At 44.0% G+C, this 15,930-nt stretch carries 16 protein-coding genes; 11 read left to right on the forward strand and 5 right to left on the reverse strand.

The window, feature by feature from the left end:
- Positions 1-468: 468 nt before the first annotated feature.
- The 3 genes from NM10_RS11745 to NM10_RS11755 all read left to right on the forward strand — a co-directional run bounded on the left by NM10_RS11745 (position 469) and on the right by NM10_RS11755 (position 4,041).
- Positions 469-1,377, forward strand: coding sequence for an RNA polymerase factor sigma-54 (locus NM10_RS11745; protein WP_071601862.1), 909 nt, complete (start codon positions 469-471; stop codon positions 1,375-1,377).
- A gap of 163 nt (positions 1,378-1,540) precedes the next feature.
- Positions 1,541-3,004, forward strand: a complete 1,464-nt coding sequence (locus tag NM10_RS11750) for a sigma-54 interaction domain-containing protein (protein WP_020311760.1) — start codon at positions 1,541-1,543, stop codon at positions 3,002-3,004.
- Between the two features lie 5 nt (positions 3,005-3,009).
- Complete coding sequence (locus tag NM10_RS11755) at positions 3,010-4,041, forward strand: alpha-hydroxy-acid oxidizing protein (protein ID WP_020311761.1); 1,032 nt, start codon at positions 3,010-3,012, stop codon at positions 4,039-4,041.
- Here the strand turns inward: NM10_RS11755 and NM10_RS11760 are convergent.
- Entirely contained in the window at positions 4,038-4,817 is a 780-nt protein-coding gene (locus tag NM10_RS11760) for a FadR/GntR family transcriptional regulator (RefSeq protein ID WP_020311762.1), read from the reverse strand. The two genes, NM10_RS11755 and NM10_RS11760, sit on opposite strands and share 4 nt — an antisense overlap.
- Positions 4,818-5,088: 271 nt before the next feature.
- Between NM10_RS11760 and NM10_RS11765 the strand changes: the two genes are divergently transcribed.
- From NM10_RS11765 to NM10_RS11795, 7 genes are all read left to right on the forward strand, one after another.
- Positions 5,089-6,069, forward strand: coding sequence for a C-terminal binding protein (locus NM10_RS11765; RefSeq protein WP_020311763.1), 981 nt, complete (start codon positions 5,089-5,091; stop codon positions 6,067-6,069).
- A gap of 35 nt (positions 6,070-6,104) precedes the next feature.
- A complete protein-coding gene (gene kduI, locus NM10_RS11770; protein WP_020311764.1) occupies positions 6,105-6,950 on the forward strand; it encodes a 5-dehydro-4-deoxy-D-glucuronate isomerase in 846 nt (281 codons plus the stop codon).
- Positions 6,951-6,974: 24 nt separating this feature from the next.
- Positions 6,975-7,955 carry a 2-keto-3-deoxygluconate transporter gene (gene kdgT / locus NM10_RS11775; RefSeq protein WP_020311765.1) on the forward strand — a complete coding sequence of 327 codons (981 nt, stop codon included), beginning with the start codon at positions 6,975-6,977 and terminating at the stop codon, positions 7,953-7,955.
- A gap of 30 nt (positions 7,956-7,985) precedes the next feature.
- On the forward strand, positions 7,986-8,789 hold the full coding sequence (locus NM10_RS11780) for a gluconate 5-dehydrogenase (protein ID WP_020311766.1): 804 nt from the start codon (positions 7,986-7,988) through the stop codon (positions 8,787-8,789).
- A gap of 62 nt (positions 8,790-8,851) precedes the next feature.
- Complete coding sequence (locus tag NM10_RS11785; protein ID WP_036201170.1) at positions 8,852-9,790, forward strand: sugar kinase; 939 nt, start codon at positions 8,852-8,854, stop codon at positions 9,788-9,790.
- A gap of 9 nt (positions 9,791-9,799) precedes the next feature.
- A complete protein-coding gene (eda, locus tag NM10_RS11790; RefSeq protein ID WP_239639735.1) occupies positions 9,800-10,762 on the forward strand; it encodes a bifunctional 4-hydroxy-2-oxoglutarate aldolase/2-dehydro-3-deoxy-phosphogluconate aldolase in 963 nt (320 codons plus the stop codon).
- Positions 10,763-11,004: 242 nt separating this feature from the next.
- Positions 11,005-11,844, forward strand: a complete 840-nt coding sequence (locus NM10_RS11795; RefSeq protein WP_020311769.1) for a PD-(D/E)XK nuclease family transposase — start codon at positions 11,005-11,007, stop codon at positions 11,842-11,844.
- A 66-nt stretch (positions 11,845-11,910) separates the two neighbouring features.
- Here NM10_RS11795 and NM10_RS11800 read toward each other — a convergent pair whose 3' ends face one another.
- The 4 genes from NM10_RS11800 to NM10_RS14230 all read right to left on the reverse strand — a co-directional run bounded on the left by NM10_RS11800 (position 11,911) and on the right by NM10_RS14230 (position 15,652).
- On the reverse strand, positions 11,911-13,230 hold the full coding sequence (locus NM10_RS11800) for an L-cysteine desulfidase family protein (RefSeq protein WP_020311770.1): 1,320 nt from the start codon (positions 13,228-13,230) through the stop codon (positions 11,911-11,913).
- Between the two features lie 44 nt (positions 13,231-13,274).
- On the reverse strand, positions 13,275-14,534 hold the full coding sequence (locus NM10_RS11805) for an amino acid permease (RefSeq protein WP_020311771.1): 1,260 nt from the start codon (positions 14,532-14,534) through the stop codon (positions 13,275-13,277).
- Positions 14,535-14,931: 397 nt separating this feature from the next.
- Positions 14,932-15,300, reverse strand: coding sequence for a DUF4143 domain-containing protein (locus tag NM10_RS14225; protein WP_204365361.1), 369 nt, complete (start codon positions 15,298-15,300; stop codon positions 14,932-14,934).
- A complete protein-coding gene (locus NM10_RS14230) occupies positions 15,278-15,652 on the reverse strand; it encodes a DUF4143 domain-containing protein (protein ID WP_020311773.1) in 375 nt (124 codons plus the stop codon). The genes NM10_RS14225 and NM10_RS14230 overlap by 23 nt, the downstream gene beginning before the upstream one ends.
- Positions 15,653-15,791: 139 nt before the next feature.
- On the opposite strand from NM10_RS14230, the gene NM10_RS11815 reads away from it, so the two are divergent.
- Positions 15,792-15,930: transposase (locus NM10_RS11815; RefSeq protein ID WP_020311774.1), on the forward strand; the 139-nt coding region annotated here is incomplete at its 3' end.

Consider the following 15,930-nt stretch of genomic DNA (forward strand, 5'->3'; position numbering starts at 1 on the left):
AACCAGGTCAGTAGGAATCGCGTTGGCCGTGTCGCCGTAGAAAAATATGTAGAAAAGAAACGAAACAGGCTACCAATAATCGAATTTTCGTAGGTATAATGAAATCATCGCGTAACTCCTTTGGAATGATGTTTTTGAGCAGATTCATTATACTTCAAAGTGTGGTTACGCGATATTTATTTGTTCAAAAAGTTGTAAACTGCTGATTACAAAAAGAGTCCGAAGAAAATCCTTTTATGGATTACAGCCCTGTCACAACCAACAGCGTTTCCTCTGATGGTACTGCTTCATTTTTAAATTTTGTAGCCGCTCCGGAAGAGCGAAGTGTGAAGCAATTTATTTTAGAACAAGTCAATCCTTCCAATTTCACGACTCCACAGTGGGCACTTTTCTCCTATTTAGCGGATCATGTCGATACGCGAGGCTATTTGACCCTCACTGAAGAAGAACTAAAAAAAAAGGCTTCCTTTGCCAGACGGCCTTTTCACTTCTTGTCTGCGAATACTCCAAAGCTTAGATCCTGCCGGCATAGGCGCGGCTTCATTAAAAGACTGTCTGAAATTACAATTACAGCGAAGTCATCAGCTGACCCCTTTATTAGAAGAATTAATCGAAAACCATTTACCTGAAATAGGAAATAAAAACACATCTCGCATCTGCCAATCGTTAAAAATCCCGAAAAAAGAAATTTTATCAGCCCTTCAGTTGATTAGAAATCTGAATCCAGTTCCGTTGGAAGGCATGTTTGAAACCGATGTCACTTATATCATCCCTGATGTAATCATTAAGTTCACTCCTGCTGGCCATGAAATCACATTAAACGATGGCTGGGTCGCCTCTTATTCGATGAGCGATTATTATGTCCGCATGATGCAGTCAACGACGGATGAAAGCGTAAAAAAATACTTTCAGACAAAATACACTCGTTGTCGCCTATTATTCTATAATATCGAACGGCGCCGCCAGACATTATATAATCTGACCGATGCCATCTGCCATTACCAGCATGACTACTTGAAAAACCAAGGTCCCTTGTTCCCTATGACGCTGGCCGATATTGCCAAAGAAATCGGCGTGCACCCTTCGACAATCAGCCGCTCCATAAAGAATAAGTATCTACAAACATCACATATGACCCTCTCCTTTAAGGACTTATTCCAGCGCCCCTTCCCGAAGACGGGAAAAAAGATTTCTAAAGATTCTTTGAAAAAAGAATTATATCACTTGATACAATCGGAGAATACGTGTCATCCTTATAGTGATGCAAAATTGACCGAAATACTCTCCAGCCAGTTTGGCCGGACATTTTCCCGCCGGCTCATTCAAAAATACCGAACAGAACTGCATATTCTGAATTCATACGAACGCTGTAAATAATTTTTTTATATCCGCCTAGTAATTGTTAATATATTAATCATTTTTGCTTGTTAATTATAAGTAAAAATTGTTATAATTTTTGCATATGCACATATGTAATACGTGAATTGCAGAGGCCCTTTGGGGCCTCATTGCTTCTTTGTCGTAAAGGAGGAACGTCTTTATGACGAATGCAACAAAAATTTTTTCGACACTGTCGGAAGCCAGGGAACGACTCAACGCCATAATCGAACATTCTTTTGATGGCATTTTCATTACCGATGCCAAAGCCAATGTTATCCGCATCAATCATGCCTATGAAGTCATTACCGGTTTGAAAAAAGAAGAAGTACTCGGCAAAAATATGGCAGACCTCGTTCATGACAAGTTGATTTCGGAATCGGGCTCCCTGCAAGTCATTAAGACGAAACAACCCGTGACACTGCAACAGCGATTTCGTTCAGGGAAAGAAGCACTTGTAACGAGCTCTCCCATTTTCGATGCTGACGGTAAATTCATCATGATTGTCACCAACGTGCGGGATCTAACAGAAATTTATAATTTAAAAGCTGTCGTCCAAGAAAAAACAGCTGCCATGGACCGCCTGGCTTTGGAATTGGAACATTTACAGACAACAGCAGAAGAAAACCAGGAAATCATTGCCAAAGATGAAACTACCTTAGCGGCTATGCTACTCGCCAACCGAGTCGCTTCCATGGATACTACCGTCATTCTATTGGGTGAGACAGGTGTCGGGAAAGAAGTCATGGCCCGGTATATTTTCCAACACAGCCAGCGTGCCAAGAATAGCTTCATCAAAGTGAATTGCGGCGCTATTCCAGAAAACCTGATTGAAAGCGAACTCTTTGGATATGAAGGAGGTGCTTTCACTGGAGCCAATAAAAATGGAAAAATCGGGCTTTTTGAATTAGCCAATAATGGTACGTTATTTCTCGACGAAATCGGCGAGCTTCCCAAAGACATGCAAGTAAAATTATTACGTGCCCTGCAAGAACAAGAAATCATGCGTGTCGGTGGTACGAAGCCAGTAAAAATCAACGTCCGCATCATTGCCGCTACGAACCGGAATTTAGAAGAAATGGTAAAAGACGGTACTTTTCGTGAAGATTTATATTACCGGCTCACGGTCTTCCCCATTTCCATTCCGCCATTGCGGATGCGAAAAAAGGATATCATCCCCTTGGCCCTCTCTTTTTTAAAAAAGTTAAATCAGAAATATCAAATGAAAAAATATTTCACAGACTTATCCATGCAACTACTCCATGAATATGATTGGCCCGGCAATATCCGTGAATTAAAAAATATCGTCGAGAGAGCCATTATAATCAGTCCGGCTGATGCGATAAAACCCGAAAACCTACACATACATTCTCCTAATAAGCCAATTGTAATTATCAAAGAAAAGGATTTTGGTGAAAATTCAAAAAATTCTTTGCCACCCTTCCCCGATTTTCCGATAAATTTGAAACATGAGCTCGAAAAAATAGAATATACCTATATGACCCAAGCTTATGAAGTCTTGGGAAATGTACGCGATGCTGCCAAAAATCTAGGGCTCACACCATCAACTTTTGTCCGGAAACGCAAACAATATCAGCAAAAAAATGCTGAGTCAGAAAGGACGTGATTGTTATGGCAACGTTAGAGGAAATCCGTAAAAAAGCCCGCCGTCAGATGCACGGTTGTTATGTCTGTCCAGACTGTGATGGCACTGCCTGTCCTGGAATGATTCCTGGCTATGGTGGCATGCGGACAGGCCAATCTTTTCGTAACAACCGATTGGCCTTTCAAAAATACGGTCTCGTATCTCATCTCCTATCTGCTAGTAAAAATCCAGACACTACATGTTCCATTTTGGGAAAAACTTTATCCATGCCGATTCTTGTCGCCCCAGTCAGCGGCTATGTCCATAATGGAAAAGTAGAAGGAAATCCAGGAGAAAAAGAATACGAATACCTCTTTTCGATGATTGAAGGTGTCACAAAAGCAGGAACACTGGCATTTACCGGTGACAGCGGCCATGCTTATATGTATGCAGCCGGAATTGCCGCTTCAAAGAGATATCCTGGACAGGTAATCCCGACAATTAAGCCGCGAAAAGACCTAAAAATCATAGAAAAAGCTCGATTAGCCGAACAATCAGGCGCATTCGCAGTCGCCAACGACATTGATGCCGTAACATCAGCCAATATGCGTTTTTTTGGCCAACCCTTAGAAGTGAAGCGCCTAGAAAACCTAAAACACATTATCAATTCCATTCATCTCCCATTTATCGTAAAAGGCATCATGTCCCCTGACGAAGCCCTGCTTTGCCTGCAAGCAGGCGCCAAAGGAATCGTAGTCAGCAATCACGGCGGTCGTATACTCGATGGTATGGTCAGCTCTCTATCGGTACTTCCCGAAATTTCGGCTGTCGTAAAAAATAAGTTAACCATTTTCGTAGACGGCGGCATCCGGCACGGCGAAGATGTCTTAAAAGCATTGGCACTCGGCGCAGATGCAGTCCTGATTGGCCGTCCTGCTGCGATTGCCAATATCGGCGGAGGTGCTGAAGGGGTTACTATACTTCTCAATACCTTAAAAGAGGAATTAAAAGATGCTATGATGATAACAGGCGTTCCCGATATACAACATATACCAATTAACATTTTAAAGAAGCTTTAGTAAGCCAAGCCAACACTACCAAAAAAAGCCATACACTCATAAATCAAAAAACAATGAGTGCATGGCTTTTTTATATCTTGCTCTAATCGTTTTTTTATTTTACTGACAATAAATTCTCTCAATGCCCCTACATGACACATCATCGAATTTTCAGCACTGATAGGATCATGCCGGGCAATAGCCTCAACAGTTTTTCGATGATAAATATAAGTATTACTATCTTTCAAAGAGTCCGACGTAGCAACAATCGTCTTTCCAACGGAAGAAGTCAAAATATACGATAAGTTAATGAGGATTCGATTCCCACTCGCCTCACAAATCATGGTATGCAGTTTGACATCCTCTTTTTCATACTCCGTATTAGCCCGTATCAGTTTTTCGACAAGTGAACATTGTTCTTGTAACTTACGGCACTGTTCATCAGTCGCATTCATAGCAGCTAGCATGGCCGCTTTGGGTTCAATCATAACGCGGACATCCAGCAAATCAATAGCCAATTGATCGGCATCATAAATAAAGGTAAGCCCTAACGGATCATCGGGAACGCCACGCCGCGGAGAAATATAAGCTCCAGACCCCTGACGGATTTCCAAGATATTCCTGGCGCTGAGAATGCGAATCGCTTCACGTATGGTAGAACGGCTAACCCTCATTTGCTCTATCAACTCAGCTTCTGTAGGCATCCGGTCTCCCGGAAGCATCTGTTTCGTAGTTATATAATCAATCAACGCCTCAGCAGTCTGTGAAGCCATAGATTTAGAACTGTTCTTTTCCATTGTGGCCCTCCTTCGTGAATGATTTCCTTTGTTAAGATTTATTATACCATGTGATTCATCACACGAATATATAAACCAAATATATTTTTTTTCTTTTTATCTTATAAAAAAGTCATTAGTGTATGATGAATTATTCCAATTCGTCATATATAAGTCCCATATATTGCCTTATTCCCGTCGAAATGGTATTATAATGGCATAATTCATCAGATAAATATCATACAATTCATCATATGACTTTTCTTATTTTCCAGAAAGCAAGGTGCAAGACATGGATACCGTTTATATAACCGAATATGATTATCCATCCTTAGAAATCGAACAAGAAGCTTTCCGCTCTGCACACATTCCTTTAATTCCTACCCAAAGCCATTCCGAAGATGAAATCATAAAGAATTGCAAAGATGCAGCTGGGCTGATTGTGCAATACGCTCAAATTACAGAAAAAGTCATGGCCAATCTTCCTAACTTAAAAGTAATCTCCCGATATGGGGTCGGCGTCGATAACATCGACTTGGAAGCGGCAACCAGACATCATGTCTGTGTAACGAACGTACCCGATTATAGTATCGATGAAGTTTCCACACAAGCCTTAGCACTTATGCTGGATTGCTGGCGGCGTGTTACTTTTCTCCATAATTCCATCCATCAAGGCCATTGGGACTATGCACTAGCACAGCCAATCTGGCGGCTAAGAGGGCATAAATTAGGTCTAGTTGGCTTTGGAAAAATTGCTCGTGAAGTAGCTGTAAAAGCGCAAGCATTTGGCTTGACAGTGCTTTCTTACGATCCTTATGTACAGCCGGAAGCCATGCGGGCAATGGGTGTTCTCTATCAGCCATTCCACCAGCTCCTTCGGGAATGCGATATCATTTCGCTTCACACACCGTTAACCAAAGAAACATTTCATTGCATTAGTACCGATGAGCTAGAGCTGATGAAATCTTCAGCCATTTTAATCAATACAGCCCGCGGTCCGCTCGTAGATGAGCTGGCTTTGCAGAAAGCCCTGAGCAAAAACGAAATCGCCGGGGCGGGTCTGGATGTATTGGAAACAGAACCAATAAGTCCCGATAATCCGTTTCTTACCATGGATAATGTAGTCTTAACTCCGCATGTTGCCTGGTATTCCGAAGAAGCCAATAAAGAAATGAAGACAAAAGCATCTATGGGCATCATCGAAGTCTTCAAAGGAAGGATTCCTACATATTTAGTTAATAAGGATGTTTTACCTTATGTGTCCTTACGATAAAAAATCATTTAATTATTTTAGGAGGTATTCATATTATGGACATTCGCTATTCTACTAACCCGAAGGATTTCAAGACGTACACGACAGAAGATATTCGTCGTGAATTCTTAATTGAAACGTTATTCCGTCCCGATGAAGTCATTGCCACTTATTCCCATGTAGACCGAATGGTTGCAGTTGGCTGCATGCCGGTCCACGAAGTCGTTCCCATCGACAAGGGCATCGACTGCTGGGGAAACTTCGGTACTCACTATTTCTTGGAACGCCGTGAAATCGGGATTTTCAACGTAGGTACGGGTACAGGCAAAATCGTTGCTGATGGAGAAACCTATACCATGGGGCCGAAAGATTGCCTTTATATCACAATGGGTACAAAGGAAGTTACGTTCGCATCGGATGACCCTGAAAATCCGGCTAAGTATTATATGGTTTCTGCACCGGCTCATAAAGCATGCAAAACACAGTTCATTTCCATTAAAGATGCCAATAAACGTCCTTGCGGGGAAGTCGCTCTGGCAAATAAACGCGTCATCAATCAGTTCATTCATCCTGATGTCGTTGAAACCTGCCAGCTTTGCATGGGTTTGACAGCACTCGACGAAGGTAGTGTATGGAACAGCATGCCGCCTCATACTCACGAACGCCGCATGGAAATTTATTTCTACTTTGAAGTCCCGGAAGACCAGGCCGTTTTCCATATTATGGGACAGGAACAGGAAACTCGTCATATCGTAATGCATAATGAACAAGCCGTTATCAGCCCGTCTTGGAGCATGCACTGTGGCTGCGGTACCCATAACTATACATTTATTTGGGCTATGGGCGGCGAAAACAAAGAATTCGACGATATGGATCACATCGAAATTAAAAACATGAAATAAATTTATGATTAGGAGGATTTTATCATGCATATTTTCAGAGCAGTAAAAAAGGTTCCTGGCGGGTTAATGTTAGTTCCCCTTTTGCTTGGCGCATTATGCCATACGTTTACCCCAGGCGCCGGTAAGTATTTCGGTTCCTTCACCAACGGGTTGATTACGGGTACAGTCCCAATCTTATCCGTATGGTTCTTCTGCATGGGCGCCAGCATCAACTACAAAAATGCTGGACTGGTATTGCGTAAATCTGGTACCATTGTTGTTACAAAGATTATCGTCGCTTGGATTGTTGGCTTTATTTGTGTAGCCCTTATGCCCAAAGGTATGATTCAAACTGGTTTCTTTGCTGGCTTATCTACACTGGCTATCGTAACCTCTATGGATATGACCAATGGCGGTTTGTATGCTTCCTTGATGCAGCAGTATGGTACCAAAGAAGAAGCCGGCGCCTTCGTCCTGACTTCAATTGAATCTGGTCCTTTGGTTACGATGATGATTTTGGGTTCAACCGGTGCTGCTTATTTTGAACCTCATCTCTTCGTTGGGGCTGTCCTGCCATTCGTAATCGGCTTCATTCTCGGTAACCTGGATCCGGAACTTCGCGATTTCTTCACACCAGCTGGCACGATGATGATTCCGTTCTTTGCTTTTGCTTTAGGCAATACTATCGACTTGACGGTTATCTTAAAAACAGGGCTCCTCGGAATTCTCCTCGGACTGGGCGTCATTGTTGTTACGGGTATTCCCCTTATCTTTGCTGACCGCATCATTGGTGGCGGTAATGGCGCTGCTGGCCTGGCTGCTTCGAGTACAGCCGGTGCTGCCGTTACGAATCCAATGATTGTCGGCCAAATGATTCCTGAATTCCAAGAAATCGTTCCGGCTGCTACCGCTTTAGTTGCAACGAGTGTCGTTGTCACTTCCATTGTAGTCCCCATCATTGTTGCTTACTGGGTCAAACGCTTTGGAAATCAATCTAAAACAGCCCTTCCGAATGCAGCACATTAATCACAGCCTATATTTTTAGGAGGTTTTATCATGGATTATCTAAACGATATGTTTTCTTTAAAAGGAAATGTCGCCCTTGTTACGGGCGGTTCTTACGGCATCGGTTTTGCCATCGCCAAAGCCTTAGCCCGCGCCGGTGCCGTCATTGCCTTCAACTGCCGCAGCCAGGAACACCTGGATCAGGCTATGAAGGATTATAAAAAAGAGGGCATCGACGCACACGGCTATATTTGCGATGTCACTGATGAAATGCATGTACAGCAATTAGTCAGTGAAATTGAAAAAACGTTAGGAACCATCGACATCCTCGTCAACAACGCAGGCATCATCAAACGCATCCCCATGTGCGACATGACGACGGAAGAGTTCCGCCAGGTCGTCGATATCGACTTAGTCGGACCGTTCATCGTATCCAAAGCGGTCATTCCCGGTATGATAAAAAAAGGGCACGGCAAAATCATCAATATCTGCTCTATGATGAGCGAATTAGGCCGTGAAACCGTATCGGCTTACGCTGCAGCCAAAGGCGGTCTGAAAATGCTGACCCGCAATATATGCTCTGAATTCGGAGGAGCGAATATCCAGTGCAATGGCATTGGCCCTGGCTATATCGCAACGCCTCAGACAGCCCCGCTGCGTGAAAAACAGCCTGATGGCTCCCGCCATCCTTTTGACCAGTTCATCGTCTCCAAGACGCCGGCTGGCCGCTGGGGCACGACAGAAGACCTCGAAGGACCGGCGGTATTCTTAGCCTCCCATGCATCGGACTTTGTCAATGGCCACATCTTATATGTCGACGGCGGTATTCTTGCCTATATCGGCAAACAACCTTAAACAAAAAATAAGGAGCTGTCGCATAAGGCAGCTCCTATTCTATTTCGGAAGGATGAAGAACTATGAAATCTGGATTAATTCTTGCAGGTGAACCCATGGGCCTCTTGATTGCTCAAAGTGAAGGTTCCCTTGATAGTGTAAGTGGCTATGATTTGGCCGTTGCTGGCGCAGAATTCAATGTAGCTGTCGGTGTAGCCCGTCTGGGACATCGCGTTACTTACATGACGAAACTGGGCAAAGATCCTTTTGGTCAGCGAATTATTCATGTACTAAATGAAAACAAAATCGGCAATGAATTCGTTGCCTGGAGTGATACGAAAAAGACAGGGTTCATGCTGAAAGGCCGTGTCAGTCAGGGCGATCCGGATATTTTTTATTTCCGCGCTGGCTCGGCTGCCTCTACGTTATCCGTCGAAGATGTTGAAAAAATCCGCTTCGATGAATACAGCCACATCCATCTGACAGGTATCTTGCCCGCCCTCAGTGAATCGACGCGGGCTGCTGTCAACTTGATGTTCGATAAGGCTCGTCAGGCAGGTTTACTGATTACCTTCGATCCTAATTTACGGCCTCAGCTCTGGCCCAGTCAGGATGTCATGATTCAGTCTATTAATGACATGGCGTCCAAAGCTGACATCGTTCTCCCTGGGACAGCTGAAGGCAAAATTCTCATGGGCAGTGATGATCCGAAAAAAATCAACGCTTTCTATCGTAACCTGGGAGCCAAAGCCGTTATTACCAAAGTCGGCAGCCAGGGCGCTTACGTAACGACAGCTACCGAAGAATATCTCGTTCCTGGCTTCAAAGTCGATAAAGTCGTCGATACAGTCGGTGCCGGCGATGGTTTCGCAGCCGGTGTCATTACGGCATTGATGGAAGGCCTTCCCTTGAAAGAAGCGGTACGCCGCGGCAATGCCATCGGTGCCATCCAGGTTACCAGCCGGGGAGACAACGAAGGGCTTCCCTATCCGGATCAGTTAAAAGCGTTTATGGAAAAATAGGAGGCTTCTATGATTAGCAATAATATGAAGAAAATATTTGAAATCGGGCTGGTTCCGCTCATCGTCTTAGAAGATGCACAAGACGCGATTCCCTTTGGTCAAGCTTTGGTCCGTGGGGGAATCCCGATTGCTGAAGTTACCTTCCGTACGGATGCCTGCCTGGACATCATCTGCGCTATGAAGACCATTCCCGGACTCATCGTCGGAGCTGGCACGGTACATAATGTAGCACAAGCGCAAGCCGCTGTAGAAGCAGGTGCTGAATTCATCATTACGCCGGCCTATAATCCTCAGGTCACCCAGTGGTGTATCGAAAATCATATCGATATCATGCCGGGAACCGTATCTCCAGCCGACATCGAAGCGGCCAATGGATTAGGACTGGAAGTTTGCAAGTTCTTCCCAGCCGGAGTCTATGGCGGTCCGAAAACTTTAAAAGCCCTTGCCGGTCCTTTTGCTACCATGAAATTCATTCCAACAGGCGGCGTAAATTACGACAACATGAATGAATATCTGGATTTACCGAATGTCGCAGCTGTCGGCGGCAGTTTCATCACCCCTTCGGATTTAGTCAAGGCCAAAGATTGGGATGCCATCGCAGCACACTGCCAAAAAATCATCCGTCACATGCTGGATTTCACACTCGGTCACGTAGGTCTGCATGTACCTGGCAGAACGGAAGCTGAAGCCGTAACCGACGGTCTGTGCCGATTAATGGCTCAGGACAAAATTCCCGGTGCCGACAATTTCTTTGCAGGACCTATCGCCGAAATCTGCGACCATGAAATGCCCGGTACAAACGGCCACATCTGTATTGATACACGCGATATGCCCCGCGCCTTAGCCTTCTATCAACGGCAGGGGATCGCTTTGGATGAAGACCATTGCTATCGCGACGAAAAAGGAAATATTAAAGTCGCCTTCTTAAAAGAAACAGTAGGCGGTTTCTCCATTCATCTGCGCAGAAAATAAGAAAATCCCCTGATACTATCCCTACATCATGACAGTATCAGGGAATTTTTTTGTACAAAACCAAATAACATTGGTTCGCGCGACTTTTCATTTATGCATATAAAACATTTGTTCAAATTATATATCCATGTTATAATGAACATATATTCGGTAGAACGCGCGTTTATCTACTTATTTTCTTTCAAATAATCTATTGTAGTAATTTTCTGAACTAAGTATAATGGAAATGAAAGGGATTGCTGATGAACGATAAATCAGATAATAAGCAACAGGCAAGACGCCATCAGCGAGCACTGAATCTTATCAAACGATGGCGTTTAATGGATGACGATTTCATGAAGCGGTGTTTGAAAGATAATATTCCTGCTGTTGAATGTATTCTTCGGATTATTATGGAACAGCCTGACCTAGAAGTGCAAACACTCCATGTGGAGGATACAATTCCTAATTTACAAGGACACGGCGTCAGGCTGGATGTCCATGCTACTGATGCTATGGGTATAGAATACGATATTGAGATACAGCGTTCAGATCAAGGTGCTGGAGCTCGACGGGCCCGTTTCAATGGCAGTGTGTTAGATCTCAACAATCTAAAAAAAGGGTTCGACTATGACCAGCTACCGGAAACCTACGTAATCTTCATTACGGAAAATGATATATTAGAGCATGGGCTATCCCGATACCATATTAACCGCATCATCGAAGAAACAAATCAACATTTCGAGGATGGGTCCCACATCATTTACGTCAACGGGGCTTATCGGGGCCAAGATGATATAGGTAAGCTAATGAATGATTTCCGTAGCACAACTGCTGAAGAAATGTTTTGGCCCCCTTTGAAAGAAGTTGTCAATCGTTACAAAAATAATCCTGTGGAGGTGGCTAAAATGTGCCGAGAATTAGAGAAATGGAGCATGGAAGAGCGTCAGGAAGGTCTTGTCGAAGGGCAGCGCAAGGGCGAAGATAATCTGGCAAAATTGCTGAAATTGTTGAAGGCTGATGGCCGCTTACATGATTTGGATTTAGCCATAGAAGACGAAGCAGCCCGAAAAGCATTATACAAGGAATATCACATTGACTAAAAAAATTCCCCCGATGCTATCGAAATAATGGATAGCATCAGGGGATTTTTTATTTTGTCATGGAAATTATGCCCCGGCAACTTCTTTATTTTTGTTCAACATGATGTGCAAGACTTCACAATCGGTCTGCTGCATCCCATTGGAGGCTAAAAGACCTACGTTACGGATACATTCATCAGCCGTATCAGCGACGAGTCCATCCGTACCTTCTACGCGGATACCGGCTAAGGCCATGAGGACTGAACGATAGGCGATTTCTGCTGCCGAAGCGACTTTCATGGCACAGCTATCGGCAGCGCCATCGCAGACCATGCCGACGATGCCGCCATTCATGGACGAAATGGCTTTGCAAATAGTCTGATAGGGCGTCTTGCGGTCAAGGAGCCAGGCCATGCTGGCCGCTGCCCCCATGGCAGCCGTAACGGTCGCGCAGAAGGCAGACAACTTGGGCAAATAGCTGTGAGCATAGATAGCTACCATACTGGCCAAAGCCAGGGCCCGGACGCGTTCTTCGCCAGAGGCTTTGATATGGTCAGCGACAACCGTTACCGGCTCGGACACGGTAATCCCTTGGTTGCCAGAACCGGAATTGGTCATGGCCGGACAAGCAGCGCCACCCATGCGGGCATCCGAAGCGGCTACCGTGCGGACTTGGATTTCACGGGCCAAATCGCCTGCCAGCAAGCCTTCTTTAATGTGTTTTTCCATGGTGCAGCCAATGCGCAGGCCATATTTCCCAGTCACCCCTTCTTTAGACAAGGCATCATTCAAATTTTCTGCATTCTTGATGAACTGGATATTGGCAAGGGGAATATTTTCAGCAAATTCCAAAATATCTTTGATCGAGAGGGACTGCAAAAAAGCAATTTTATCGGCTTCGCCATTATCACAGCTCGCTTGTTTTTCAAAAATGACCTGCCCATCTTTTTCGATTAAGACGACGTTCGTATGGCTATCGACGATGACGGCGCGGACATGATGGCATTCCCCATAGACGTTGGCTTCCGAATAAAGGATATGTTTTGTCGTTTCATTGACACCAACGGTGACCTTGCCATCGGCTACCATTTGTTTCCCTTGGGCTACCACATCAGGCGTCAAGGATTTCAGGACCTGGAGGCCTGCATCAGCATCACCGCCCAAAGCCCCGACAGCAGCGGCAATAGCCAATCCTGCCATGCCGGTTCCAGGAACCATGACGCCCATCCCATTTTTCATCAAATTAGCGGAAACAAAGGCTTTGACAGATTGTACAGGTTCTCCCAATTCTTTCGCCGCCGTAGCCGCTGCAAAAGCCAGGGAAATCGGTTCCGTACATCCCGTAGCCGGTTTGATATCTTGCTTCATGATTTCAATCATTTTATTCCACATAGTACAGGTTTCCATTATTATCACTCCTAAAAAATCAATCTATGAAATCCGTTACAAGCTTACGAAAAAGCCAGGAATGGCGAGATAATCAGCAAGATGCCCGTTGCAATGATGAGATACAGCGAAACACCTTTCAGGTCATGCAGCCGCGGCACCCGATAGACGAGATAAGCCGGAATCAAGCAGCCAATCATGCCAAAAACAGGACTACAGATGGAAGTAAAGCTCAAAACGGGAGCATTGAGAATAATGGCGCCCCACGACACGAGAACCGCAAAGACCAAGATGCCCAACGAAACGGCACGTACATTAATCTTATCTTCCGGCATGATGCGTTTCAAACAGTTCATGGCAATGCCGCGGCAAGCTTCGCGGAAGCCCAGGAAGACGCCGAAGAAGGCCGTAACGACAGCAAAAATATTTAAAATCAAACTCATGATCTTAATGGAAGTGCCGGGAATACCCTGGGCAGCCAATGCTAAAGCAGAAATATTGTTTTCATAAGCCATAACAGCCTGGTCATGGCCCATAGCCAAGTTGAACGAAATAGCATAGAAAAATACGGTGACAAAGAGTACGCCAAAGGCGATATTCATGGCCCGCAAAGCCTTGTACCGGGCGACTTCAATCGACTTATTATGGGAACGATAAGAAATAACCATCGGGCTCAAACTCTGCAAGAACAAAATAGATGTCAGCGTGAAGGGCAGCATGATGATGGTCTGCTTAATGAGATAGCCAAAATCGGGGAAGCTGCCTACATTCGCTAAATTCCAGTGCTGAACCATGATGATACCCAATACAGCTACGACACACAACTTCGTCAAGACCATCAGCGTCGAAATTTTGAAGAGTACTTTTTCACCACGAGATGCAATGGCGACAAGAGCACAAATAATGGCCAGCCCGTATAACGGATTTTTAGCCAGCGAATGATCTGTCACACCAAAGGTGACTAAAAAAGACGCACTGTCATTATTGATGGCCGTTGAATAAACGAAGACCCAGATAATGAGCATCAGGAAGTAGAGAAGGCCTAAGAACAAGCCCCAGTTCTTGCCCAGGTAATTGCCAATGACACTGGGATAATCTTCGCATCGTTCAGATTTTGCCAATGTATTAATGAATAATCGCTGGAAAAGATACATAGCTGGATAACCGATAATAGAAGATAAGAGATAAATCCAAATTCCTGCCAAGCCTACCTGTACCGGTAAAAATACGATGCCGGCACCGATAGCCATGCCGATACTCATAATGACCCAGCCCCAGTCGGTACTATCAAATTTTACAGCTTCTTTCCACTGTGCTTTGGTCATACCCGCTTTTTCCCATCGGGTCAGCTTTTCCTTTCCCAAAGCGTGTCCTTTGTCAGGACACTGTACTGTCTGTTCCATTCTATCAATCTCCTTTTATAGTATAATCCCTTCATTCCACACAAGATACAGTCATTACGTATGGCTTGTATGCCCCTCTTTGTTGTTAATAAAATATTATCACAGTAATAATTATTTTGCAATATTTATCGTTTTGTCTTTTTGTAATAAACACATATTGATGGTTGTTCTTTTGTAATGCACTTATGAGGTCAAAAAAATATCCTGCCAAAAACTAAAATATTTTAGCAGGATATTTATATTTTCGTTATATTTAGTTTCCTATAAAAGGACAATCTCAAAAAATCAATAAAAAAAGAAGCTGATTAGTGGCTAGTCGTTAGGTAAGCCAGCGAATTGCAAATAAGGGAATATTCGTTACCCATTCCTGTTCCTGATAATCACTCATAGAAAATCGGATAGCTTTTGCTGGATGGTATTTTTCAACATAGGCCTTTAAGCTCTTGGATTGTAAATTCTGTTCCGCTTTAACTTCCAGTGGAATGACCTCTCTCCCTTTCTGAATCATGAAATCGATTTCATACCGATTACTGGGAGACGTAAAGTAATAAGGATTATACGATGTTTCAGAAAGTAGTTGCTGGCAAACGTACTGTTCTGTCAAAGCCCCTTTAAACTCTACAAAAATATCGTTTCCATCCAGAAGGGAACGCACGTCCAATTCACTAATGGCCGCTAATAAGCCCACATCTAAGAAAAAAAAGTTTATATGCGTTCTGTTCGGCATAGGCTTTGAGTGGCATGGCTGGTTTGGAAACACGATTCACCTTAGCAATCAATCCACAATCGACAAGCCATTCTATGGCAATTTCAAAATCTTTAGACCGTGCTCCTTTTTTTACCTGTCCAAAGAAAAATTTCTTATTTTCCTTTGCTAATTGAAGCGGGATGGCGTTCCATACCATTCGGACACGAGGAATCTCCGCTGTAATGATATGCTTACTAAAATCCGCTTCATACAGGGGAATCAAGTCATTTTGAATCTGCCGCACAACACTATAATCAGACGTTTCTGCAAAAGTGGCTACCGCTTCCGGCATACCCCCGATATAATAATAATTCTTGAGCCAGGTGACAAAACGGTCATGAAATATAATGGGCCTGTGAATTCAGACCAGTACTGAAAATTTTAAGAGTGCATGATATAGTATTAAGTAACGAAAATTGGAGGATGCTATCATGCCAAGAAAAAAGTACACTTCTGAATTTAAGACCAAGATTGTTCTGTCAATTCTTCAAGGCGACAAGGAATTCAATGTCATCTGTTCTGAAAACGGCCTGAACCCAAACATGGTCAGAAAMTGGAAGCAAGAATCGA

The organism is Megasphaera sp. NM10 (assembly GCF_000417505.1).
Lineage (GTDB): Bacteria > Bacillota > Negativicutes > Veillonellales > Megasphaeraceae > Megasphaera > Megasphaera intestinihominis.